The organism is Aerococcaceae bacterium DSM 111021 (genome assembly GCA_020112395.1).
Classification (GTDB): Bacteria; Bacillota; Bacilli; order Lactobacillales; family Aerococcaceae; genus Ruoffia.
The window spans coordinates 680,761-706,838 of record JACCEK010000001.1 but is presented as its reverse complement, the minus strand read 5'-3'; the positions used below and the strand labels follow the sequence as shown (position 1 = coordinate 706,838).

At 35.0% G+C, this 26,078-nt stretch carries 16 protein-coding genes and 1 pseudogene; 13 read left to right on the top strand and 4 right to left on the bottom strand.

The window, feature by feature from the left end; all coding sequences use genetic code 11:
* Positions 1-60 precede the first annotated feature (60 nt).
* The 8 genes from HYQ40_03265 to HYQ40_03230 all read left to right on the top strand — a co-directional run bounded on the left by HYQ40_03265 (position 61) and on the right by HYQ40_03230 (position 11,569).
* Complete coding sequence (locus HYQ40_03265) at positions 61-2,130, top strand: PBP1A family penicillin-binding protein (GenBank protein MBZ6526781.1); 2,070 nt, start codon at positions 61-63, stop codon at positions 2,128-2,130.
* Between the two features lie 143 nt (positions 2,131-2,273).
* Positions 2,274-2,633 (top strand): YlbF family regulator, encoded by a 360-nt coding sequence (locus HYQ40_03260; GenBank protein MBZ6526780.1) that lies wholly within the window; start codon positions 2,274-2,276, stop codon positions 2,631-2,633.
* A gap of 122 nt (positions 2,634-2,755) precedes the next feature.
* Positions 2,756-4,027, top strand: coding sequence for a DNA repair exonuclease (locus HYQ40_03255; protein MBZ6526779.1), 1,272 nt, complete (start codon positions 2,756-2,758; stop codon positions 4,025-4,027).
* Positions 4,017-6,902 carry an AAA family ATPase gene (locus HYQ40_03250; protein ID MBZ6526778.1) on the top strand — a complete coding sequence of 962 codons (2,886 nt, stop codon included), beginning with the start codon at positions 4,017-4,019 and terminating at the stop codon, positions 6,900-6,902. Before HYQ40_03255 ends, HYQ40_03250 begins: the two co-directional genes overlap by 11 nt.
* Before the next feature lie 170 nt (positions 6,903-7,072).
* Positions 7,073-8,020: an HD domain-containing protein gene (locus HYQ40_03245; protein ID MBZ6526777.1), complete on the top strand. Its 948-nt coding sequence runs from the start codon at positions 7,073-7,075 to the stop codon at positions 8,018-8,020.
* Between the two features lie 20 nt (positions 8,021-8,040).
* On the top strand, positions 8,041-8,619 hold the full coding sequence (locus HYQ40_03240) for an SRPBCC domain-containing protein (protein ID MBZ6526776.1): 579 nt from the start codon (positions 8,041-8,043) through the stop codon (positions 8,617-8,619).
* 155 nt (positions 8,620-8,774) lie between these two features.
* Positions 8,775-10,364 (top strand): type I restriction-modification system subunit M, encoded by a 1,590-nt coding sequence (locus HYQ40_03235; protein ID MBZ6526775.1) that lies wholly within the window; start codon positions 8,775-8,777, stop codon positions 10,362-10,364.
* Positions 10,364-11,569, top strand: a complete 1,206-nt coding sequence (locus HYQ40_03230) for a restriction endonuclease subunit S (GenBank protein ID MBZ6526774.1) — start codon at positions 10,364-10,366, stop codon at positions 11,567-11,569. Before HYQ40_03235 ends, HYQ40_03230 begins: the two co-directional genes overlap by 1 nt.
* A gap of 101 nt (positions 11,570-11,670) precedes the next feature.
* Here HYQ40_03230 and HYQ40_03225 read toward each other — a convergent pair.
* Positions 11,671-12,600: pseudogene (locus HYQ40_03225) on the bottom strand (site-specific integrase).
* 221 nt (positions 12,601-12,821) lie between these two features.
* On the bottom strand, positions 12,822-13,802 hold the full coding sequence (locus HYQ40_03220) for a restriction endonuclease subunit S (protein ID MBZ6526773.1): 981 nt from the start codon (positions 13,800-13,802) through the stop codon (positions 12,822-12,824).
* Between the two features lie 145 nt (positions 13,803-13,947).
* Between HYQ40_03220 and HYQ40_03215 the strand changes: the two genes are divergently transcribed.
* On the top strand, positions 13,948-16,998 hold the full coding sequence (locus HYQ40_03215) for a type I restriction endonuclease subunit R (protein MBZ6526772.1): 3,051 nt from the start codon (positions 13,948-13,950) through the stop codon (positions 16,996-16,998).
* A 43-nt stretch (positions 16,999-17,041) separates the two neighbouring features.
* Here the strand turns inward: HYQ40_03215 and HYQ40_03210 are convergent, their stop codons facing one another.
* Complete coding sequence (locus HYQ40_03210) at positions 17,042-19,027, bottom strand: DUF438 domain-containing protein (protein ID MBZ6526771.1); 1,986 nt, start codon at positions 19,025-19,027, stop codon at positions 17,042-17,044.
* Positions 19,020-19,262, bottom strand: coding sequence for a DUF1858 domain-containing protein (locus HYQ40_03205; protein MBZ6526770.1), 243 nt, complete (start codon positions 19,260-19,262; stop codon positions 19,020-19,022). Before HYQ40_03205 ends, HYQ40_03210 begins: the two co-directional genes overlap by 8 nt.
* 146 nt (positions 19,263-19,408) lie before the next feature.
* Between HYQ40_03205 and HYQ40_03200 the strand changes: the two genes are divergently transcribed.
* The 4 genes from HYQ40_03200 (at position 19,409) to adhE (ending at position 26,018) form a co-directional block, all read left to right on the top strand.
* Positions 19,409-19,756: a metal-sulfur cluster assembly factor gene (locus HYQ40_03200; protein ID MBZ6526769.1), complete on the top strand. Its 348-nt coding sequence runs from the start codon at positions 19,409-19,411 to the stop codon at positions 19,754-19,756.
* Positions 19,757-19,942: 186 nt separating this feature from the next.
* Positions 19,943-22,201 (top strand): formate C-acetyltransferase, encoded by a 2,259-nt coding sequence (gene pflB, locus HYQ40_03195; GenBank protein ID MBZ6526768.1) that lies wholly within the window; start codon positions 19,943-19,945, stop codon positions 22,199-22,201.
* A 41-nt stretch (positions 22,202-22,242) separates the two neighbouring features.
* Positions 22,243-23,013, top strand: coding sequence for a pyruvate formate lyase-activating protein (pflA, locus tag HYQ40_03190; protein MBZ6526767.1), 771 nt, complete (start codon positions 22,243-22,245; stop codon positions 23,011-23,013).
* Positions 23,014-23,375: 362 nt separating this feature from the next.
* Entirely contained in the window at positions 23,376-26,018 is a 2,643-nt protein-coding gene (gene adhE, locus HYQ40_03185; protein MBZ6526766.1) for a bifunctional acetaldehyde-CoA/alcohol dehydrogenase, read from the top strand.
* Positions 26,019-26,078 lie beyond the last annotated feature (60 nt).

Sequence of the window (26,078 nt, the reverse complement as noted above, 5' to 3'; positions counted from 1 at the left end):
AGGAGGCAAACTATGGAAGAAAATAGAAATCAGAAAATAAACCGAACTCCCAAAAATAATATGACATGGGACAAAGTAAAATCAGTGTGGCAGTATTATCGTGGTTGGAAGTGGTTAATCTTTCTAGGCTTAACGTTTGCCTTACTACTATCAAGTTATTCCGTTTTAATAGCGAAAACGACAAGTGTCGCAACGTTGCAGGAAGGACTCATGTCGCAAACAACTATTTATGCTTATGATGATACAAGCGCAGGGACACTGATGGCCCAAAAAGGTTCATACGTGCCATTAGAACAAATATCCCCGCAGATGCGTGAAACGCTCGTAGCTGTAGAGGATAAACGGTTCTATGAGCATAATGGGTTTGATACGATTGGTATTGGCCGTGCGTTTGTCCGTTTATTAATGAATCAAGATACGAGTGGAGGTGGGGGGAGTACTATCACCCAACAACTAGTTAAGAATGCCTTCTTAACACTTGATCAAACTTTTCAGCGGAAAATTAAAGAATTATTTCTTTCTATAGAAGTTGAAAAACACTACACGAAAGATCAAATAATGGAGATGTATTTGAATAATTCATATTATGGTAACGGTGTATGGGGGATAGAAGATGCGTCTCAGAAATACTTTGGACACTCTGCTTCCCAATTAAACTATAATGAAAGTATGGTTTTAACAGGTACACTCAAGGGGCCATCGATATTTAATCCTATTGATGATTATGAAGCGGCTATTGATCGCCGTAATGTCATAGCTCAATTAATGGCTGATGATGGTGTTATATCTCAAGAAGATGCTGATGGGATAATGGCTGAAGGGATTTATCTCTATGATAATTATTTTGTAGAAGATAGTTATACTTATCCGTACTACTTCGATGGTGTAATCAATGAGGCAGTAGCACTCACTAATATTCCGGAGGATGATTTGCTGTCTAAGGGTTATAAAATTTATACAAACTTAAATCCGGCGTATCAAAATGCCATTGATAGTTCATATGAGAATACATGGATATTCCCAGATGACGGAACGGGTGAACCGTTAGTTCAAAGTGCAAGTGTTGTCATTGATCCCACGACAGGTGGGATTATGGCAGTGTATGGAGGTCGTGGAGATTATGTTTACCGTGGTTTTAATCGAGCGACAGATATGTACCGCTCACCAGGGTCTACAATCAAACCAATGGCAGTGTATGTACCGGCATTAGAGAACGGATATAATATGCACTCTATTGTTCCAGATGTCGTACAAGGATATGGAACTAATAATTATGCACCAGAAAACTACAATCATTACACAGAACCAGGTGGAGAGACCGAATTGTATTATGCTTTAGCTCAAAGTAAAAATACAACGGCTGTACACCTTATGAATGAAATAGGTATTAATGAGGCAGTTAGAAAATTAAGACAGTTTGGAATTAATGTTCCTCAAGAAGATCAACAATTGACCATGGCTTTAGGAGCATTTAGTCAAGGAGTAACACCATTACAACTAGCCAATGCTTATTCTGCTTTTGCTAATGAAGGTATTAGATATGACAGTAACTTTATTCGTCGAATTGAAGATGCATCCGGACGTGTCGTTTATAACAATGAAAAACCTGCTAAACATATGGTTATGACATCGAATGTCGCTGCTGATATGACAAGCATGATGTTAGATACATATGGAGGATACGGTACTGGTTATGGATCAGGGCCTGACTATGGTATGTTAGCGGGTAAAACAGGAAGTACTGAAGTTGGTGAGGGGAATATGGATACTCGTGACAGATGGATGGTTGGGTATACTCCAGACTTTGTGATTGCATCTTGGTCAGGGTTAGATGAGATTGGCGATGTATCTCTGGATGAAATAATGCCTACGGGTATGGGTGCTTTGTTCAATCTACAGACTACTGCTTTAATGAATCAATCACCGCAGACACCTTTCAATGTAACTTATGCATCTCAAACGCAAGAAACAACGAATATTGTTGAAACTGCTAACAATTGGCAAGAACAAGCTGCTTACTTCTTAGATGATGCAGGTGAGTTTATCACAGAACATGGAAGTAATCTTATCGATCAGATGGGAAGAATTGGATCAAATATTGTTGATGAAGTATCAGGTTGGATTAATTAATCTATTTGATTAAGCTGTGACAAAACGGTTTTGAAAGTGATTAAGTCATACTTTTAATTAAATTAGAATATATAACCGTTTCTGGTAGTAAAAAGAGCTTAATTTTGCTAAGATTAGGTTAGAAGTTAAGAAGGAGAGAGATTATGACAGAAAACAATAACATTTACGATACAGCGAATCAATTAGAGCGTGACTTAAGAACATTGCCAGCATATATTGATTTAAAAGAATCAGTTGAAGCAATTGAAGCGAACGAGGAAAGTCGTGCATTATTTAGTGAATTCCGTGCGATTTCTCAGCAATTACAACAGAAACAAATGCAAGGTGAAGCACCAACAGAAGAAGAGATTGCAAACATTCAAGCAATGTCTGTTAAAGTTCAAGAAGATGAACATATTAATCGTTTAATGGCTAGTGAACAACAAGTAAGCCAAACGATTAACGATATCAACCAAATTATTACTACGCCATTAAATGAAGTATACCAAAACATGAGCCAGTAATTATTTGCTGAACTTTATTGCCAGCTGGAAGTTTTCGAGACGCTCGATGCTTTTGGCTGGTTTTTCCTTTACGTAAATTTTCTCTCTTATATAAAAATGATTAAATGAAAGGAGCAAGTAAGTTGAAGTTATTACATGTTAGTGATTTACATCTAGATAGTCCCTTTGTCGGGATTGGTAATGATTCACCAAAGTTACAAAAAGAATTGATTCATGCTCCCTTTAAAGCGTTTGAACGATGTGTCAGTATTGCAATCAATGAAGACGTCGATGTAATGCTTATTTCTGGTGATATTTATAACAGTGAGCGACAATCAATTGTCGCTCAACATTTTTTTATGAATCAAATGGAGCGTTTAGATAAAGTAGATATTCCTGTTGTGTTAATACATGGAAATCATGATTATTTAAGATCGGATAAAGCACGAATGGTTTATCCACAAAACGTTCATGCATTAGACTCACGTCAAGTATCTAGCTTTGATTTCAGACTAGAAGACGGTCGTGTTGTACAGATACATGGTTTTAGCTATACAACTAAGTGGGTTCAGGAACGTGTCATTAAAGAATATCCTGTTAATCATAATGCAGAAATGTTTAGCATTGGATTACTACACGGTGCATTAGAAGGAATTGAATCTGAATCAGGAAATTATGCTCCTTTTAGTTTAGAAGAGTTATTATCTAAAAACTATGATTATTGGGCACTAGGTCATATACATAAAGCTGAAGTATTGAATCAGGAACCTTTAATACAGTATGCTGGTACAATTCAAGGGCGTCATATTAATGAATCTGGAGATAAGGGTTGTTATATCATTGAATTAGAGAAGGGCCAAAAATCGACGAACACGTTTTATTCACTTGCTTCTATAGTCTGGGAAAGTGCAAAAATAGAATGTCAGTCTGATTGGCAAGCATCGGATGTCATAGAGCATTTAAAACAAATTATTGAAAACTTTAAAGATGAAGCACATGCAAATCAACAAACTTATTTCGTGCATGTTGAATTAACTCAAGCTCAAAGACTTGATGCTCATCTCCTTGAACAAGTACAAGAAGGTGAATTCTTCCACGTATTAAATCATGACTATGACGAGAGTCCTTTTGTAATGATTCACCGCATGACTCCGAAGTTGAATGTGTCTTTAGATGTCTTTGATTTTGATAAAAGCTTAGAAGAAAGTTTTGATAAAGTTATTGAAGAATTAGATGAAGGGGATCGTTTTAAGGCTGTTGTATCTGACTTATATAGTCATCCTCTAGTGAAACGACATTTTAATCTTGAACATAATGAGGAAATTAGAAAAGATATGATACATTCGGCTCGCCAATTAATCGCTCAAATGATTGGGTTAGATACTGAGATGGAGGTTGAGCCTGATGAGGATTAAAACATTAGATATATACGGATATGGGCGTTGGGTGAATCAAAAGTTTGATATAAACGATGATATTCAATTGTTTTACGGACGTAACGAATCAGGGAAATCAACTTTGCAGTCATTTATCCGATCAATTTTATTTGGTTTTCCTAGCCGCCGTAAACGAGTGAATCAGGCGAATCGTTATGAACCTAAGAACAGTGATATTTACGGGGGACGTATTCTATTAACTGAAACAAATAATGGGGACGTATGGATTGAACGTACGGATAAACACTTGAAACTGTATAATGATACAGGTGAAGAACTCGATATTTCTAAACTGAATGAAATATTAGGTGGACTGGATGAGAATTTATTCGATAACTTTTATGCGTTTAATTTAGCTAATCTTCAAGCGTTGTCTAATGTCGGTGCAGATCAATTAAACGATTACTTCCTAAGCATTGGAACACTTGGAAGCGATAAGTTTTTAAGTATATCTAAAGATTTAGAGAAGCAAACGAATGAATTATATAAGCAAAAAGGTGTTAAGCCAGAATTAAACCGTTTGTTAAATGATTTCGATAATCTGTCTGAGCAAGCGAATGAAGCCAAGCGCAATATGGGCCGCTATAATGATTTAGCAAGACGTCGAGATAAGATTGATGTTGCAATCAAAGAAACCAATCAGCAATTAAATCAAGTAGAGCAAGATATCCGTGAAAAAGATAAACTTATCTCACGGTATGACGCTTACTTAAAATTAAAGGCGACAGAGAAAGCTTTACAAGGACTAGTATTCACATCAATTCCTGAGAACGCACCGAAAACAATTAAAGATAATGTTGAATCAATTCAGAACTTAGAAGAAGAGATGACAACTTTAACAGAACGTATTGCGCATATCCAAAATGATTTAGCACAATTGACTCGGTATAACTGGGCGAATAATCACGAACAAGACCGGAAAAAATGGTTGGCAAATACAGAACAGATTAAAGAAATCCAAACTAAGTTTGAGCAAATGAATCAACGTATTCATGAAACAAATGAAGCGATGGCGCAATTAGCTCATAAAGGACAATTTTATCCAGAGAAGATTGAAAACAGCCAGGCATATGAAGTGAAAGTTGAAAAAGGGCTACTAATTCAAACGAAATTAATCGATATGAATTCTGAAATCGAAACAATTCGTATCCAACGCAAAATGTTGTTAGAGCAAAGAAAGAATCTTCAAAACAAAAGTGCGAATCTTCGCCAAAATGTGGCGAAGATTGAAAGCCAACGGGTGAATGAAGAAGAGATATTAATTCAGAATACCCGTCTATCTGAGTACTTTATCGGCTTAACTCTGCTGATTGTGGGGATTATTATCGTATTTTTCAATCTAGTAAATAATGCGAGTATGGCGAATATTATTTTTTGGTTAGGTGTCATTATGACTATCGTTGGGTTAGCTTCGGTATCATTTGTGTTCGTAAAACATCGAAACTTAATGAATGATTTTAATAATAGCCCAGTGTTAGATAAGGCAAATTATTTAAAAGATGAAGAGAAACAAGTGAGCGAGCAAAGTCGTGAACTAGGTACTGAAATTAACGAAAAAGAAGACATGATTAATGAAAAAGAAGATCTGAGAGCTGAAATTATTAAAGAGCAAAATCACTGGTTGACAGACATTGGATTTTATCCAACGGCTGACCCTGAATGGATATTAAAAACTAATCCAGTTAAACAGTACTTTATGGAAATTGAAAAACGCGAAGCTTATGAAACTGAGTTAGCAAAATTAAATTCTCAGATTGAAGATTGGAAAGACTCAATTGAACCATTGTTAGAAAGGTTCCCTGCTAATGATTTATCAACACGCGTTCTAATACGTCATGTTGAAGAAGTAGAAGCATCACTCGTTCAATCACAACAACGTGGTAACAGCTTGAAAGAGCGTTTGGTTGAATCATCAAATCGTATAACGAAGAATAAAGAACGAATCGATGCGAAACAAGTTGAAATCCAAGCAATTTATAACGAAACAGATGTTACAAATCGCTTAGAATTCGAGCAACGTGTCTCTATCAATCAAGAGATAGAGGACTTAACAAGCAAGAAAGAAATTTATAAAGAACAAATAATTGGTTTTGAAAATGAATTAGCGATGATTGAAAGTAAGCAGAGTCTGAATGAATCATTCAATGAATCAGAACGCGAACATGCGATTCTTAAAGGGAAGTTGGATCCATATATTCGTGAGCGTGCGAACTTAATTGTTGAAATTAGACACCTTGAACAAGATGGCACACATCAAGAATTAACTCAACAACTTGAGAATAAAAAGACTGAAATATTAGAAGTGATTCGTGAATGGGGAACAAAACGTCTAGCAATGGATATGATTAACCAAACATTGCGTAAGGGATTGGATAACCCAGTAAGTGAAATGAATACTATTGCGGACCGAATATTTAATATCCTAAGTTTTAGCCGTTACACACAAATCAAGATGAATAAAAAAGATATCAAAGTGAAGCAGTTCAGTGATGTGTTGTTCTCACCGCATGAATTATCACAAGGTACTTTAGAACAATTGTATGTTGCCTTAAGATTAGCTTTTGTTATCAGTGCACAGACAATGATCAAGATGCCGATTATTATTGATGATGCTTTTGTGAATTTTGATGAGTTCCGAAAAACAAGCATGTATAAAGTGCTTCAAGATATTAGTGATGATATTCAAATTTTATTCTTTACATTTGATCAACAAGCTAATGATACATTCCATCCAAAATATATTATTAACCTTGAAGACATTAATTCGATTGATTTACCTGAAGAGGATACGAATGAGTACAAAGAAGCTTTAGATGAAGCAATGGAATCAACAAAAGAATCAGTTACTGATTAATATAATGAAGTATGATGCGATATCTGAGCCAGTAGATAATAATGAAATCATTATTATTTAAAAGCTCGGATATTTTTTTATGAAGATAATATGATAGAATAAGAGTGTGATTATTATGTATATCTGTTTAAGGAACTATAATTATTTGTATATATACAAGGAGGTATATTGTGGCACAATTATTCGAAATTAAAAACGGAGAAGAATTCGGGATTTTTGTCTTAATTAAAGCAGCGGATCTTCGTACAGCACGTAATGGAAAGCCGTTTATAGCATTCAGATTCCAAGATCGTTCGGGGTCTATGGATGGTATGTTTTGGTCAGCTACAGATGAAGAAATTAACTTATATCAAACTGGTAAAGTTGTGTTCTTGCGCGGAAAACGTGATACATACCAAGGAACACCACAAGTGAAGATTGATTCTATGCGACTTGCAGAAGCAGGAGAGCCAGACGATCCAACATTATATGTTGAGAAGATTAATGTAAAGCGCGAGGACTTAGAAGCAGAATTAGATGATGCGCTATTATTAATTACAGAAGCTAACATTGCACGAGTAGTCAGAAAAATACTTCACCAAACACAAGAAGATTTCTTTGTTCATCCAGCAGCTAAGAGATTACATCATGCTGTTGCGGGTGGGTTAAGTTATCATACTTTATCTATGGTTAAAATCGCTCGAAATCTATTATCAATCTATCCACAAATTAACCCAAGCTTACTGATCGGAGGAATCATTCTTCATGATATTGGTAAGACTGTTGAATTAAGTGGAGCTATCTCTACAGAGTATACCCTTAAAGGTAAGATGATGGGACATATTGTTATCATCTCAGAAATGATTGACAGGGCATGTGCTGATATCGGAATTGATTCAGAGAATGAGTCTATTCTGTTATTGAAACATGTTGTACTAGCGCACCATGGAAAGATGGAGTTTGGTAGTCCAGTTTTACCACAATTATTAGAAGCAGAATTAATTCATTATATTGATGATATGGATGCTAAAATTAATATGATTACGGATGTTTTAGATAAGACTGAGCCTGGCGAATTCACTCCACAAATATTCGCTTTAGACCGTCGTCAAATCTATAAACCAAAATTTAAAAAGTAAGACGAGAAAAGAGGACAGTTATGGACATTCATGAAGAAGAACATCATCACCATGATCATAATCATTCACACGACCATGAACATCACGACCACCATCATCATTCTGAACTCGATGATTTGAATCACAATCACGGTACAGATATTGTCTTGCAAGGTGATTTGGATGCACCGATTGAAAAAGTCTGGGAAGTTTTGACCTCGAATGAGTATGTTCAACAATGGTTTCCAGAACTACAATTTGAATCATTAAAGTCAGGCGGAAAGCTTGTATTTGATTCTAAAGATATGCATATTGATATGATGGTTTATGATGTTGAAGTGCCGTCTCACTTGTCATTTGAATGGGGAGAAGGAAACATTGTAACCTTTGACCTTGTTAGCAATGACGACTTAACGACGCAACTGAATTATACTCAATGGATTCATCATATTGATGAAGAGCATAGTCCGAAAGACGTGACGGATTGGTTAATTTGTATGCAAAAAATTGCTGCGATCATTGATAACAAACCTATTCCAGATACAATGGAGTTATACAATGAGTATTACGATGAAGTAGAACAGTTGATAAAAGAACAAACGTCGGCTGAGTTTGAATAGAGATTATTTAAGAAGTGTTGTAGCTAATGTACAACACTTCTTTTTTATGACTATTTTTATGAACAACTTATGTATAGGAAAGTTAAAATTCTATGATATACTTAGAATAGTTTCGCTTTAACACAGCGTAAGTTAAATTAGAACGGAGAATCATGATGGAAAAGTCAAATTCGCAAAGTTTATACCAAGCATTATGGAATTCAGCTGATATATTAAGATCTAAAATGGATGCCAATGAATACAAATCATACTTATTGGGTCTTGTCTTTTATAAGTATTTATCTGATAGAATGTTAGTACATTCTACAGAGTTACTAGAAGAAGAGTCACATGATTTAGAAAAAGCTCAGTTGATTTATGCTAACGCATATAAAGATGCGGACACCCACGAAGATCTAAGGGAAGCATTGAAAGATGATATTGCCTATGATATTAAACCAGAGCTAACTTTCTCTGCACTTATTGATGAAATTAACAATAATACATTCCAACGAGAGCATCTACAACAAGGATTAAGAGACATTGAGCAATCAAATCCTATCTTTGAAGACTTATTTGAAGATATTGATTTAAACTCAAGAAAGCTAGGACCTAATCCTCAGAAACAAAACCAAACAATTTCATTATTAATGAAAGAACTCGCTGATTTAAATCTTGTTGATTATGACGGAGATGCGCTCGGAGATGCATATGAGTACCTAATTGGTCAATTCGCTTCAGAATCAGGGAAGAAAGCGGGAGAATTCTATACACCGCAACAAGTAGCTAGATTAATGACGCAAATAGTATTAATGGGTAAAGAGGATCAAAAGGGATTCACAATTTATGACCCAACTATGGGATCGGGATCGCTTCTTCTAAACGCACAACGCTATTCCAATGAACCATTAAGTGTCCGCTATTTTGGACAAGAATTAAACACTTCTACCTATAACTTAGCACGTATGAATATGTTTCTTCATAGAGTGCCTATTGAGAATCAGAAGTTACGTAATGGTGATACACTTGATGAGGATTGGCCAACAGATGAGCCGACAAACTTCCAAGGTGTATTAATGAACCCTCCATACTCAGCAAAATGGTCAGCATCTAAAGGCTTTTTAGATGACCCAAGATTTTCTTCATTTGGCGTATTACCACCGAAATCTAAGGCTGACTTTGCATTCTTACTACATGGTTATTATCATTTACGTAATGATGGAGTTATGGCAATTGTACTTCCACATGGCGTATTGTTCCGTGGTGCATCTGAAGGGAAGATACGTAAAGCTCTACTAGAAAACGGAGCCATTGACGCGGTGATTGGTTTACCAGCTAATATTTTTGTGAATACAAGTATCCCAACTACAATCATTATTCTAAAGAAAAACAGAGTAAATCGTGATGTGATGTTCATTGATGCATCAAATGAATTCACAAAAGAAAAAAATCAAAACATATTAACTGAAGAAAACATTGAAAAGATACTTGAAACTTACAAGAAGCGCGAATTTGTAGATAAGTATGCTTATTTAGCACCTTATGATGAGATTGTAGAGAATGACTATAATTTAAACATCCCACGTTATGTAGATACTTTTGAAGAACCAGAACCCATTGATGTGGTTCAATTGAGTAAAGATATTCGCGAAATTGATGCTGAAATTGAGCAAACTGAGAAAGAATTACTTTCAATGATTGATGACTTTCAAGTGACGGATGAAACACGAGATATCATTCAAGCGATGAAAGAGGTGTTTCAATAATGGCTAAGGAAGAAAGAAGACAACCGGAACTTAGATTTAAAGGATTTACGGCTGATTGGGAACAGGGTAAATTGGGGGATTTAGGAAAAGTTTCAATGAACAAACGTATATTCAAAGATCAGACCTTTGAATCAGGCGATGTGCCTTTCTATAAAATTGGGACATTTGGGGGAGTGCCAGACGCATATATTTCTCGAGAATTATTTGAAGATTATAAATCCAAATACCCGTATCCTACAAAAGGAGATATACTAATATCTGCATCTGGAAGTATAGGAAGAACCGTCGTATATCAGGGTGGAGATGAATACTTTCAAGACTCTAATATTGTTTGGTTGAATCATGAAGGACGAATAGACAACAAATTTTTGAACCAATTTTATTCGATTGTTAAATGGGAAGGATTAGAAGGAAGTACGATAAAGCGTTTATATAATAAGAATATACTAGAGACCAGTATAAAACTTCCGACTCTTACTGAACAAAAAAAAATAGGGGGTTTTTTTGATAAATTTGATAAAATTATAGATCTTCATCAGCGTAAACTTGATAGATTAAAAGATTTAAAGGAAGCCTATCTACAACAAATATTTCCTGAAAAAAATCATAGTGTTCCTAAACTAAGATTCAATAATTTCTCAGAAGTATGGGAAAATCATAAACTAGGAGAAGTATTTGAGCAGACAACTAATTATGTTAATCCTAAAACTGAAAAGATCGAACTTTGGAGTTTAACTGTTGAAAAAGGGCTCACTCCAAAAACAGCAAGGTATAATAGAGACTTCCTCGTAAAAAAAAATGATAAGTTTAAAACCGTAAACAATAATGAGTTTACTTATAACCCAATGAATATGACACTTGGTGCAGTAGATTTAAATACATTAGGAAAAACAGTGGCAGTGTCAGGATATTATATCACTATGAAAACTACTATTTACTTTGACAGTAAATACTTTAATTTTTGGTTGAAGTCACCTATAGCTATTAAAAAATACAAAATATATGCGACTGGATCGTTAATTGAGCGACAAAGGATCCAATTTCCAGCTCTAAGTAAAATCAAAGTAAAAGTACCTTCAATTAATGAACAAAAGAAAATAGGTTTATTCCTGATGAAGTTAGAAATTGCAATAACCAATTGTCAAAAAAAATTAGACTTGTTAAAATATTTAAGAAGAGCATGTTCACAACTACTATTTCCCTAATCAGACTATTAATATCTATCTAACTTAGATTTATAATTCTTTTCAATTTAAAAAACCAATAAATACTTCTAATCTTATTTAGAAGTATTTATTGGTTTTCTTTAAATTAGTGTGGATAAATGACGCATGATTTTATCATTATCCTGATTCTCTAATTCATGAATGATATGTAAATAGGTTTCTTGTGTAGTTGTCATGCTAGAATGACCTAACCTTCTAGCAACTGAAGCAACAGATACTTCGGCATACAATAACAAAGAAGCATGTGTATGCCGTAGACTATGAATAGTTATTTCTGGAACTCCAGCATCATTACAGAGCTGTGAAAGTTTTTTATTAATCGTAGTGTTAAAGATTCTCTCTCTTACAAATATCAATTGATCAGAAGGCAGATTCCGTACAAGCTGAGAAAACTGCATAGCTGTTTGCCAATCTAATTGAATTGTTCGCACTGATGATGGATTTTTTGTTGGCAAATATTTTCCTATAGGAGATTTATAATCCCACGTTTTGTCTACTTTTAATTTTTGAGTAGAGAAATCAAAGTCATTTGGAGTCAATGCAAGTGCTTCTGAAAAACGTAATCCTGTTTTTAAAATTAATAGAAAGAATCAGTCCCAATTAATTTCATTTGTTAATTCAAATTCTTTGATTAAAGATTGAACTTCAAATTGATTTAAATACTTTATTTTTTTGGTTCTAGGTTCTTTGCCTTTAATTATTACTTTACGAGTTGGATTATGGGGTAATATACCTTCATCTACAGCATCTAATATCGCACCTTTGAGTTGGTGATGGAAATCCATTGTAGTTTGTCTTTCATGTGTTAATGCATAATCATTCAATAATTGTTGATATGAAGTTCGAGTTAGTTCACCCATTTTTAAATTTGGTGCTAATTCTTCAATTCTTCTTTGATTAATATAATATTTCTGAAGAGTTACTTGCCTAACTGCAGCTTCCTTGTAAAGCGCCACCCAATCTTTAAAATAGACTGAGAATAATTGATTTGTTTTTCTATTTTTTACCAATATAAAACCTCCTTGAATATTTTAGGAAAAATCCTGATATCAATTATCAAGGTTTTAACGGCATTTTGTATATAGTAAAGAACTCCCAATTTTAAATAGTTATTTCTTATAAACTAAACAAATAATAATTGTAAATATGTATTTTTAAGTTCTATTAAAGTATCTAATTTTCTCTGATGAAGCTCTACAGCTTTATCTAAATGATTTAAAAGTTTACCAATTCATCTTTGTTCATTATTTCCAGGACAACTAATTATTGCATTCTTCAAATCAGTTGAGTTTATAGATTCAAAAGTCGATCCTGTACTAACTTTTGTCCAGTAACCGAACATTTTCATCCATACTAAAGCTTGGTATAAAAACTCATTACCTTTAATACCGGCGACACCTCTGCCTAAGACAGCATGAAAATCTGTTTTTCCCACATCACCAACGGGTGCGCGTACACTTAATATAATATCTTTAGGGTCTGCAGTTTTAGTTACCTGCGTAGTCCATACTCGCGGAGCTACTTTCCCATTTTTCATATCAGCATTTCCTTGAATTAATATGTAATCATTTGGATTATCAGTATAATTCTTACCATTAGGTGATTGTCCCATCGTAATCACTGCTTCTTCACTCAATTTACGCTGTTCCCATACTTCTGAGAAATTATTGAATCTTAGTTTGGGAGCACTATGATTTTTTTCAGGGAACATAAGCTGTAGGATAGCCTTTTTTAAGTTTTTTAATCTATCAAGCTTACGCTGATGAAGAGCAATTGATTTATCAAGAACTATTAGTAATTTTCCAATTCTATTCTGTTCATTCAGTGTGGGTATGTTTATGCTAATATTATTAATTGTATTTTTTGAAAGACTAGGTACACCAGTCGATTCATCCATTTTCTTCCAATTTATCTTTTGAAAAACACCATATATAAAAAATAAATTACTATTAATTTTTGGAATACAATAAAATAATGTATCAACAGTCCAAAATGGTGATTTAAGAAGAAACAGTTTATCTATTGTTCCTTTTCTACCTATTCCAATTGCATCTTGATCATAAGATAACGCCTCATTTACTTGAAGCATTAATCCACCTGTTCCATATACTGGAATATCCCCATCATTTAAATGCTTATAGTCTTTCCCTGAATTTACTTCTAAAATATTCTGTAACTTACGCTGTTCCCAAAAATAGGAGAGGAATCGCAGAAAATTCCTTGTACATCAAATATATTTCCCAAAAAATTCTGTTTCCTTCAATCGAGCGAAAATACTACTCTTAAATACTATTTTGCTAAGCTTTCCATGCTATAATGAGATAAATTAGACTATTAAAAATGAATGAGGGAGAGCCATGCCGTCTTTTACTAGTGAAGCAGAATTTGAAAAAAATATAATAAATCAATTAATTCAAGGTGAGTCACAGTGGACATATCGAGATGATTTAAAGACTGAAGATCAATTATGGGACAATTTCAGACAAATTTTGGAAGCAAATAATGTAAGCGTTCTGGATGGTGTTCCATTAACTGACCAAGAATTTGAACAAGTTAAAGCAGAATTGAACTTTAGCTCTTTTTATGCTGCTGCAGTTTGGTTAACAGGAGAGAATGGTGTTGCTAAGGCGACGGTTCAACGAGAAGATGCTAGCAAGGGAACCATATTATTGCAAGTCATTCGTCGCCAAGATATTGCAGGTGGTACATCTGTCTATGAGGTGATTAATCAGTATCGGACTACACAAGTGAGTCCTGTTGATCGTCAAAGGATTTTTGATGTAACTTTATTAATTAATGGGCTACCTATGATTCATATTGAATTGAAAAACAAATCTGATGGGTATATGTCTGCTTATGAACAAATTAATAAGTACTTAAACGAAGGTAAGTTTAATGGAATTTATTCAACGACTCAGATGTTTGTCGTTACAAATGGTTCCGACACACGGTACATTGCAGCAGGTCGAGGAGAAAAACTTAATTCTAAGTTCCTTACAACTTGGGTTGATAAAGATAATAAGCGAGTGAATAATTATTTAGAATTTGCGGAACATGTTTTATCGATTCCGCATGCGCATAAATTAGTCACACAGTTTACTGTAATAGATAACGAAAAGAAATCACTAATTTTACTGAGACCTTATCAAATCCATGCTATCGAAGCAGTGGAAAGGGCATCTAGAAGAAGAGAGTCAGGTTATGTTTGGCATACGACTGGATCAGGAAAGACTTTGACTTCTTATAAGGTAGCGAGAAACTTACTTCAAATACCTTCAATAGATAAGACAATATTTATCGTTGATAGAATAGATCTTGATCAACAAACGACGGCATCTTTTACTTCTTATGCAGAGAATGATGTTATTGATATAGATCAGACTGATAATGTCTCTGATTTAGTAAAAAAACTAGTTTCAAATGATAGAACACTTATAGTGACGACCATTCAAAAATTGAATTATGTTATGAAAAGATATGGAGATAACGAAAACAATCGGAATTATAAAAAGTTACGATCATTGAATGTAGCCTTTGTAGTAGATGAATGTCATAGGGCGGTCTCACCAGAAAAACAACAGGAGATTAATAAGTTCTTTCCTTATGCTCTTTGGTATGGTTTTACAGGAACACCACTTTTTGTAGAAAATGCTCGTCAAGAACAGGGAAATTTAGCACGAACTACTGAAGAACAATATGGCCCTAGATTACATGAATATACAGTCAAAGAAGCAATTAACGACAATGCAGTGCTTGGATTTCAAGTTGAATACAACAATACTATTAGTGATGATGATTTAATAGATATTGTCAAAGCAGAAGCAAAAGTTGATAATGTGCTCCATATGGATGAAGTTCAGAAAGAAAGATACATTCCATCACGAATTTATTCTTCTGATGAACATAAATTAGAAGTTATTGATACAATTATTAATCATTCAAAAAATAAATTTAACCTGGATCAAGGAATCGGAAATACTTACAGTGCAATATTGACGACGAGTTCTATTAAAGAAGCTCAACGATATTATGATTTATTTAGAGAAGTCCTCGAGGGCAGAAGTTCAGTTGTTATTTCTGACAAAGTGAAAAAAGCAGTCGTTGACTTTCCTAAAGTGAGTGTCACTTATTCAGTAACAGAAACTGAGGAGAGTTCATTTGAGAACCAAAGTCATTTAAAAGGTGTCATAGAGGATTATAACAAGATGTACAATACGAATTATGATTTAAGTAATCTTCGAGGATTCAATAGAAATTTAAATGATAGATTAGCTCGGAAAAAGGAAATATATAAATATAGAGAAGAACAAATTGATATTGTTATAGTTGTTGATCGACTATTAACTGGGTTCGATGCGCCTTCTTTAGCATTACTTTTTGTCGATAGACAACCGATGAGACCACAAGGTCTGATCCAAGCTTTTTCTAGAACCAACCGTATTTATGACCATACTAAACAATACGGACAAATCATGACATTCCAATCACCAGCTACATTTAAAGAGGCAGTTCAAGAAGCTTTTCTCTTGTATTCTAATGGAGGCGAAAATGCTATTCAAGCTCCAGATTGGGATGAAGCGTTTAGTAAATTCACTTTTGCTTTAGAGGAGTTAAGATTTATAGCTCCCAATCCAGATAATATTGATATGAATGATGAGACAGAAGCACTAAAGCTCTTTGTAAAAAACTATCAACAATTTGATAAAACGTTCAGTTCAATCAAAGTATACTCTAATTATGATGAAGATTACTTTAGAGAAGAATTCGGATTAAAAGTAGAGTTGATTGAAGATTATCACGGTAAATACGAAAATGCATTGCAAGAAATTAAAGAACGGATTGGCGAGAATGATGTAGAAGAAATATTATTCGATATTGACTATAAATTATCATCAATTGGAACGGATAAGATTGATTACGAGTATCTTATTCTACTCATTCAAAACTTATCGAATGAAAGATACAATCAAAAAGATGATAAACCAAGTAAAAAGAGAGTTAATGAAATTGAAAAGTATATTTCTGACTTTAAACAAACAAATCCAAAATTAGCTGTCATTATTGACGATATCTGGAATGAAGTTCAACATTTACCAAAAGAAGAATTGAAAAACTTAGATGTATCTCAAAAACTTCAGTTAAAGATTGAAGAAAAGATAGATACGATTGAAGAGAAGATTACTAAAGAATATTTCTTAAATAAGGAAGATTTCGCTTTCTTAGTAGAAAACTATAACCCAGCTAAGAAAAAACAAATCGGTGAGACAGAATTAAAAAGAAGTGCTGATTATAATGCCTATAAAGAAAACACTGAAAATGGAGTTAATCGATTAAAATTCTGGAAACATGTAAAGAATGAATTTACAGACGTTATTGAAGAAGAGATACTACCATTAAACTGGCGTTAGTAAATTAAAAAGGAACCTGCTACAAAATAGCAAGTTCCTTTTTTTAATACAATCGTTTCTCTGTTCCGTCCAATTCAACATACATTGAAGCATCTTGAACAGTCTCCACAATACCATGATAATTATCATTTTGATCTTGCGCACCAATATATAAGATATAAATAAGTTTATTCCCAGGTGAGAACCACATAGGTTCAATAAAACGACGTTGTGCTTGAAGGTCTTCAGATAAGCGTTTAACCTTTGGCCAAACTCTAGCTGGGTGACAATATTCTAAGTCACGCCCAATTTCTAAAGGCGATCTTTGGAATAACATCTCGTCATAAGGACCAATGTTATTAAAGTATTTGAACTTATGATCGCCGTCAACGTAAGTAATCTCAAAGGGCATTGAATCCAAAATGAGTCTCACTTGTTTTAAACTTAAATATCCTTCGCCGATACTAATCAATTGTTCGTTAGAAAAATCCTTTGGATCATTGACTACTGTCTCATTGCTTACAGACCAGTTGAACTCCAACTGTCCTTTACCAAATTGAAGTACTTGTGATTCTGCTTGAGACTGATGTTTGTGATTAACCTGAGTTAAATTAGCTGGATCCTTAAGTGTTAAATCAACCTTACTTTGAGGGAGTAAATTACGCCATTTATCCGTTTGAATATCTAAGATAGGTTGGATGTTTTGTATTATTTCAACGAACCCTTGATATTGCCCGGCTTCATTAAAGAGTGCTTTATACGAAATATATAAGAATTCTGATTCATGTTCAAACCAAAAGTTTTCTTCAGTTAATGTGTTATTTTTGAAAGCTTGAACAATGGGTTCTAATGTATCCCAGACAGCTTCTGGATAGACATCTTCTACCTGAGCACCGATATCTTCAGCATGTCGTGGTAATATTGATGACTCCTTCTTGTGATTGAAGTATTGTACGATATCATCTTGATCAACAAAAGTAACTTTCACTGGGATGTAATCAAAGATGACTTTGATTTGTTCTAGGCTCAAGTAACCATCACCGACCGGAAGAGGCACTGTTGGGTTCATGATTTGGTTACTGCTTGAGTCAAGCGTCTCATCTTGTTCCCAAAGTACTGTAAATTGACCGCCATTAACGGTAATTTTTCGTGTTTCGATTGTTTTACTTTCCACTTTACTCACAGCTTTTTGAGCTGTCTTAGTTGGTATCGGTACTTCTTGAATCGACAATTCTTCAGCTTTTTCCGAATCTTCTTTAAGTAAGTCTGCCAGATTTTCTGGTTCCCAAGTTTCGCGTGGACGAATAATCGCATAGCCGTAATTATCACTTTGCTGGGCGATGTTGTACCAATCCAATTGATTGAAACTCTCCAGTAAGATATTAATTAATATGGCTTCTTCTTTAAAAATCATTTCATTGAATTCAAATTGAAAAGCCTCATAAGTGTCTCTTACTTTTGAAAACTTAATATCTGGGAATTTTACCATGGCTTTGTATGCGCGTTTGAATAGGTCACGAATCTCATCATCTTTTGCCCACATAACTTTTGGTGGGGCATCATGGCCGTAACTTTCCATGACCGAAAAGAATAAATGTTCTTTACGTTTGTAGTGGTTATCAAACTGCCCGATGATATCATATTGACGTTTAAGTCCTTTAATCATACCCTCAGTTAATTCTTCAACCGGCATATCTTCAAAGGTATCTAGTATATTGTTAATTCGAAGTAGGGCAGAGCGTAAGGCCATATTCTCTTCTTTGAATACAGTCACTGGGTGTCCGGGTTGGTCAGCATCTGGCGCTTTACCATCTTCAATCGCACCTTTGAACAGATTCGCGTGAACATTACATAGCTTTAGAACATCTTGAAAGGTAATCACACTATCACCATACATTAATTGATGTTCCATCATGGAGATTTCAATGGCACTCACACCCGTGAAATGCTCATTAAACTCATCCTGAACTGAGTCAGGATCTGCTCCGTGATGCAATTTAAGAAGAATACCTTCTAATATATCTATGCGATTATCTGTATTATTACTCATTCACGTCACCTCCGATGACAGTATAGCCGTTCCATTGTAGTTCATTTATTAATTGTTCTAATGGTAAGTTGATTAATTTGCAGCCTTGTTTTAATGTGACAACTTTTCCAACCGATTGTCTCATAGCTGGATTAGCTAAAGGTTTAAAGCCTAGATCGACAAGTATGTCGAGAAGTTCAGGGTGTGAATCAAGGACATGTTTCACAGGTTGATTAAGGTCCACTTGATTTTCCATTTTCTTACTCCTTATAAAATTCGATTGATATTAAATCTATTTATGTATAAACTAAACGTACTATATTATATAATACTAGCGAACAAAAACTTCAAAAGCAATATGAATAAAATAAATATATTATTTAAACGAAAGGAACATCTTTTATGAATGAAGAATTTGGTATTCTATTCAAAAACGAAGCATTAAAGTACGAAGAAGAATTACTAGAGCAATTAACAGGAGTCATCGATCCAGAGTTAGGCATAGATATTGCGAACTTAGGCCTAATATATGAAGTAGATATGGATGAAGCAGGGAAGGTTGAAGTCATAATGACTTTAACAACTGCCGGTTGTCCTTTAGCAGACTTCATTGATAGTGACGTGAGATATCAATTAGCTAACTTTGATAAAATTACTGAAATCGATATAAAAGTTGTCTTTGAACCGCATTGGGATTTATCTCGCATCTCTCGATTTGCTCGTATTGCTTTAGGTATTCCAAGTGAATAAATAAATAAGTAAATATTTACTACGAATTAAGTTCTGTTAAGATAACAGGGCTTTTTTTGATAAAAAGAACAAAGTTAATAAATAATACTTATAAAGGATTGATTTAGGTATAAAAATAGTTTATCATAAATGTGTAATGATTCACAAGTAATAATGTTGTTTTGATATAATATGGAGGGGATAACCATGGAACAAGTAGAAAAAGAAAGAGCAAATTTAAATCCTTGGGAAGGATTTATTGGAACAAAGTGGCAGGAAGCAATTGATGTTAGAGATTTTATTCAAGAGAACTATACACTTTATGAAGGTGATGATACTTTCTTAGAAGGCGCAACAATTGAGACTTTTCAATTATGGGATCAAGTCATGGAACTGACTAAACAAGAGCGTGACGCAGGTGGAGTCCTTGATATGGATACGAAAGTAGTATCAACGATTACATCACATGATGCAGGTTACTTGAATAAAGACATCGAAAAAATTGTGGGCGTACAAACAGAGAAACCATTTAAACGTAGTTTACAACCATTTGGTGGAATTCGTATGTCTGTCCAATCAGCAGAAGCCTACGGTTACAAAATCGATTCAGAAATTGAACATGTTTTTACAAAATACCGTAAGACACATAATCAAGGTGTATTCGATGCTTACACACCAGAGATGCGTGCAGCTCGTAAGTCAGGTGTTATTACTGGACTTCCTGATGCATATGGTCGAGGACGTATTATTGGAGATTATCGACGTGTTGCTTTATACGGTGTGAACCGCTTAATGAAAGAAAAACAAAATGACTTTGCGAATATCGGAAATGGCCAAATGAATGAAGATGTGATGCGTTTACGTGAAGAAGTAAGTCAACAGTACCGTGCTTTACAAGACTTAATTGAATTAGGTAATATTTATGGTTTTGATTTAACACGCCCAGCACAAAATGCTCAAGAAGCTTTCCAATGGTTATACTTAGGTTATTTAGCTGCAATTAAAGAACAAAACGGAGCAGCAATGTCGTTAGGTCGTACGTCAACGTTCTTAGATATCTATATTGAACGTGACCTACAAACTGGAGCTTTAACGGAAAAAGAAGCACAAGAATTAGTAGATCACTTCATTATGAAGTTACGTTTAGTGAAATTCGCACGTACACCCGATTACAATCAATTATTCTCCGGAGATCCAACTTGGGTAACAGAATCAATTGGAGGTGTTGGAATCGATGGGCGCCCGTTAGTAACGAAGAGTTCATTTAGATTCTTACATACGTTATCAAATTTAGGACCAGCACCAGAACCAAACTTAACAGTGTTATGGTCGCCAAGTTTACCAACACACTTTAAGCGTTTTGTAGCGAAAATGTCGATTGATACATCAGCTATCCAATATGAGAACGATGATATTATGCGTCCTATCTATGGTGATGACTATGCGATTGCATGTTGTGTGTCTGCTATGGAAGTCGGAAAACAAATGCAATTCTTTGGAGCGCGTGCAAACTTAGCAAAAGCTCTACTTTACGCTATTAACGGTGGAGTAGATGAGATGTCTAAGGCACAGGTTGGGCCAAAATATCAAGCAATTACATCGGAATACTTAGAGTACGATGATGTCATGGAAAGATACGATGACATGTTAGAATGGTTAGCTGGATTGTATATTAATTCACTAAATATCATTCACTACATGCATGATAAATACAGTTATGAAAGTATCGAGATGGCTTTACACGATACAAATGTAAAACGGACAATGGCAACAGGTATTGCCGGATTCTCAGTGGCCATCGATGCATTATCAGCAATCAAATATGCGAAAGTGAAAACAATTCGTGATGAAAATGGTCTAGTAGTAGATTACGAAATCGAAGGTGATTTCCCACAATATGGTAATAATGATAAACGTGCGGATCAAATTGGAATTGATTTACTTAAAGCATTCATGAATAAAGTGAAGAAACATCCTACATACCGTGATGCAATGCATACGACATCAATCTTAACAATAACGTCTAACGTAGTGTATGGTAAGAAGACAGGTAACACACCTGATGGGCGCCGTAAAGGTGAGCCGTTTGCACCTGGAGCAAACCCAATGCATGGTCGTGATACTCATGGTGCCTTAGCAAGTTTATTGTCTGTAGCTAAATTACCTTACGAATATGCTTTAGATGGAATATCAAACACATTCTCAATCATTCCAAAAGCATTAGGTAAAGATGAAGATATTCAACAAGATAACTTAGTGAATATGTTGGACGGGTATGTTAAAGAAGGTGGACACCACTTAAACGTTAACGTTTTTAACCGCGAAACGTTATTAGATGCAATGGAACGACCAGAAGAATACCCTCAACTAACAATTCGAGTTTCTGGTTATGCCGTAAACTTTATTAAGTTAACGAGAGAACAACAAATGGATGTTATTAACCGTACAATGCACAGTTCAATGTAATTAGTTAGGAGTTAAAATTCTTGTTGAAAGGGGAATACATCTTGTCAGAAGTTAAAACACCAATAATAGGGAATGTTCATTCGACTGAGAGTTTTGGATCGGTTGACGGTCCTGGGATACGATTTATCTCTTTTATGCAAGGATGCCGTCTCCGTTGTCAGTTTTGTCATAACCCAGATACGTGGAATATGCGAGGCGGTACTCAATACACACCTCAACAATTATTTGATGAAGCAGTTCAATATCGCTCTTTTTGGGGAAGTAGCGGTGGCGTAACTGTAAGTGGAGGGGAACCATTACTTCAGATTGAATTTTTAATTGAGTATTTCAAAATCTGTCGAGAAAATGGTGTTCATACAACCATTGATACATGTGGAGCACCTTTTACTTTAGAGGAGCCATTCCGTTCACAATTTGAAGAGCTAATGAATTACACTGATTTATTTCTGTTTGATATTAAGCATATCGATCCAAAAGGTCATGCGAAATTGACTGGCGTTCGTAATGAAAATATCATGCAGATGGCTGAGTTACTCTCAGAATTGAATGTACCTGTATGGATTCGCCACGTCTTGGTACCAACTCGAACCGACTATGATGAGTATTTGATTAGGTTGGGGGATTATGTTGAAACACTAAGTAATGTGCGTAAATTTGAAGTTCTACCATATCACAAGCTAGGTGTGTATAAATACGAAGCACTTGGTATACCTTATCGCTTAAAAGGGGTAGAGCCGCCTTCAGTCGAGCGGGTTGAGAATGCGAAGCGATTACTGAGAACAGAGCGTTACAAAGGTTATCTAGATGATTAAATAGGTTTTACTATAGAAAGCGTAGCACTGACAGAGAGTGTTACGCTTTTTTTGTGATTAAATTTTTCCTCTTAGTAGCTTGAATGTATATTGATATCTTATGGTGCTGACGATTTTCTATTTTCTAGTTTTACGAAGATATCCAAATGTAATAATAATTAAAACAATGTTGTTATATAACAGATCAAAACAATGCTCACACAATCACATGATATAAGGGATGGATAATGAAACAGAATTAAAAACTGTATTATATGTTGGTAAAACAATGATGTGTAACAATTTGTATTGTAAAAACTCTTTACATCCATTTGTGAAAAAGGTAACATGTAAGTATAAAGAAAGCAAAGGGGAGCATTAAAATGACTGAACTGATTGAAAAAGAAGTAGTACAAGGTTTAGGTAATACGATTAATAATTTAGTTGAAAACGGTTTGAAAGCTCTAGAGACATTTAAAGATTTTAACCAAGAGCAGATTGATTATATTGTTGCAAAAGCATCGGTAGCAGCATTGGATCAACATGGGGTGTTAGCGAGGCATGCAGCAGAAGAAACAGGTCGGGGAGTATTTGAAGATAAAGCAACGAAAAATTTATTTGCTTGTGAACATGTTGTAAACTACATGCGTAATATGAAAACAGTGGGTGTTATTAGTGATGATCCTGTCACTGGTATAACTGAAATTGCGGAACCAGTCGGTGTTATCTGCGCAATCACACCAACTACAAACCCAACATCAACAACTATTTTCAAAGCACTTATCGCTTTAAAAACACGTAATCCAATTATTTTCTCATTCCATCCTGCAGCATTAGAATCATCAGCTCATGCAGCACGAATAGTACGTGACGCAGCGGTCGAAGCAGGTGCTCCTGAAAATTGTATTCAATGGATAACCGAACCATCGTTAGCAGCAACCGATGCTTTAATGAATCATGATGGTATCGCTACAATCTTAGCAACAGGCGGGAATGCGATGGTTAAAGCAGCATACTCATGTGGAAAGCCAGCTTTAGGAGTTGGAGCAGGAAATGTTCCAGCTTATGTAGAAAAAACAGCCAATGTAAAACAAGCAGTTTATGACATTGTATTAAGTAAATCGTTTGATAATGGTATGGTTTGTGCATCGGAACAAGCAGCGATTGTTGACAAAGAGATTTATAAAGAATTCAAAGAAGAGATGCTAAGTTATCATGCATATATCGTTAACTCAAAAGAAAAAGTGATGTTGGAAGAGTTCTGTTTTGGAGCAAAAGCAAACAGTGAAAACTGTGCAGGAGCGAAGTTAAATAGTGCCATTGTTGGTAAACCTGCCACATGGATTGCTGAACAAGCTGGTTTTACAGTACCTAAAGAGACGAATATCCTAGTCGCTGAAGTTTCAGAAGTAGGGCCAAATGAGCCACTAACACGAGAAAAACTATCACCAGTTCTTGCTTTGCTAAAAGCAGAGTCTACAGATGACGGAATAGAAAAAGCAGCTCAAATGGTTGAGTTTTATGGTCTAGGACATTCAGCAGCCATCCACACACAAGACAAAGAGTTAGCAAAAGAATTTGGTCGACAAGTAAAAGCTATTCGAGTTATATGGAACTCACCATCAACATTTGGAGGAATTGGGGATGTATACAATGCATTCATTCCTTCACTGACATTAGGGTGTGGTTCATATGGACGTAACTCAGTTGGTGGAAATGTCGGAGCATTGAATTTATTAAATATAAAAACAGTAGGGAGACGTCGAAATAATATGCAATGGTTTAAAGTTCCATCAAAAATCTATTTCGAACGTGACTCAATCCAATACTTACAAACGATGGAAGATGTAGAACGTGTCATGATTGTTACTGATGAATCGATGATGAAGTTAGGCTTCACGCAACGAATAATAGATCAACTAGAGGCACGTTCAAACAAAGTAAACTATCAGATATTCCATAATGTTGAACCAGATCCAGATATTACAACAGTAAGAACAGGTGCGGAAGCGATGAGACAGTTCCAACCCGATACGATTGTAGCCTTAGGTGGTGGATCAGTTATGGATGCGGCCAAAGTAATGTGGCTCTTCTATGAACAACCAGAAGTGGACTTTAGAGATTTAGTTCAAAAATTCTTAGATATTCGAAAACGAGCAGTTAAGTTCCCAGAACTGGGTGCCAAAGCAAAATACGTTGGGATACCTACAACTTCTGGAACAGGAGCTGAAGTAACACCATTTGCGGTTATCTCAGACAAGAAAAATAATATGAAATACCCTTTAGCAGATTATTCATTACTACCAACGATTGCGATTGTTGACCCTGCTTTAGTTGAAACGGTTCCAGACTTCGTCACAGCAGATACAGGGATGGATGTATTAACACATGCAATTGAAGCATATGTGTCAGTTATGGCTAATGACTTCACTGACGGACTCGCTTTACAGGCGATTAAACTTGCATTTGAGTACTTAGAAGCATCAGTAAAGTACAACGATCCAGAAGCTCGAGAAAAGATGCACAACGCTTCTACAATGGCAGGTATGGCTTTTGGTAATGCTTTCCTAGGAATCAACCATTCAATGGCTCATAAAATTGGTGGAATGTTCCATACAGTTCACGGGCGTACGAATGCGATACTTTTACCATTTGTTATTCGCTACAACGGCACACGCCCATCTAAGCAAGCAAATTGGCCAAAATATAATTACTATAAAGCAGATATAAAATATCAAGAGATCGCTAAGCTTCTTGGTTTAACTGCAAACACGCCGGAAGAAGGAGTAAAGAATTTAGCTCAAGCAGTTTATGATTTAGGTGAGCGTGTCGGTATTAAAATGAGTCTTAAAGATCAAGGCATTGATGAATTAGAGTTTATGAGTAAGACTGAAGAAATGGCTTACTTAGCTTTTGAAGATCAATGTACTCCAGTGAATCCAAGGTTGGCATTAGTGAATGAGATGAAAGAAATACTTGAACATGCTTATTATGGATACAAAGAAAAACAAGTAGAATATGATTAATCTTCTAGCTTGTTAATGTATCTCGGTTTGAAAAGAGATATCTAAATTTGATCCCCTTTT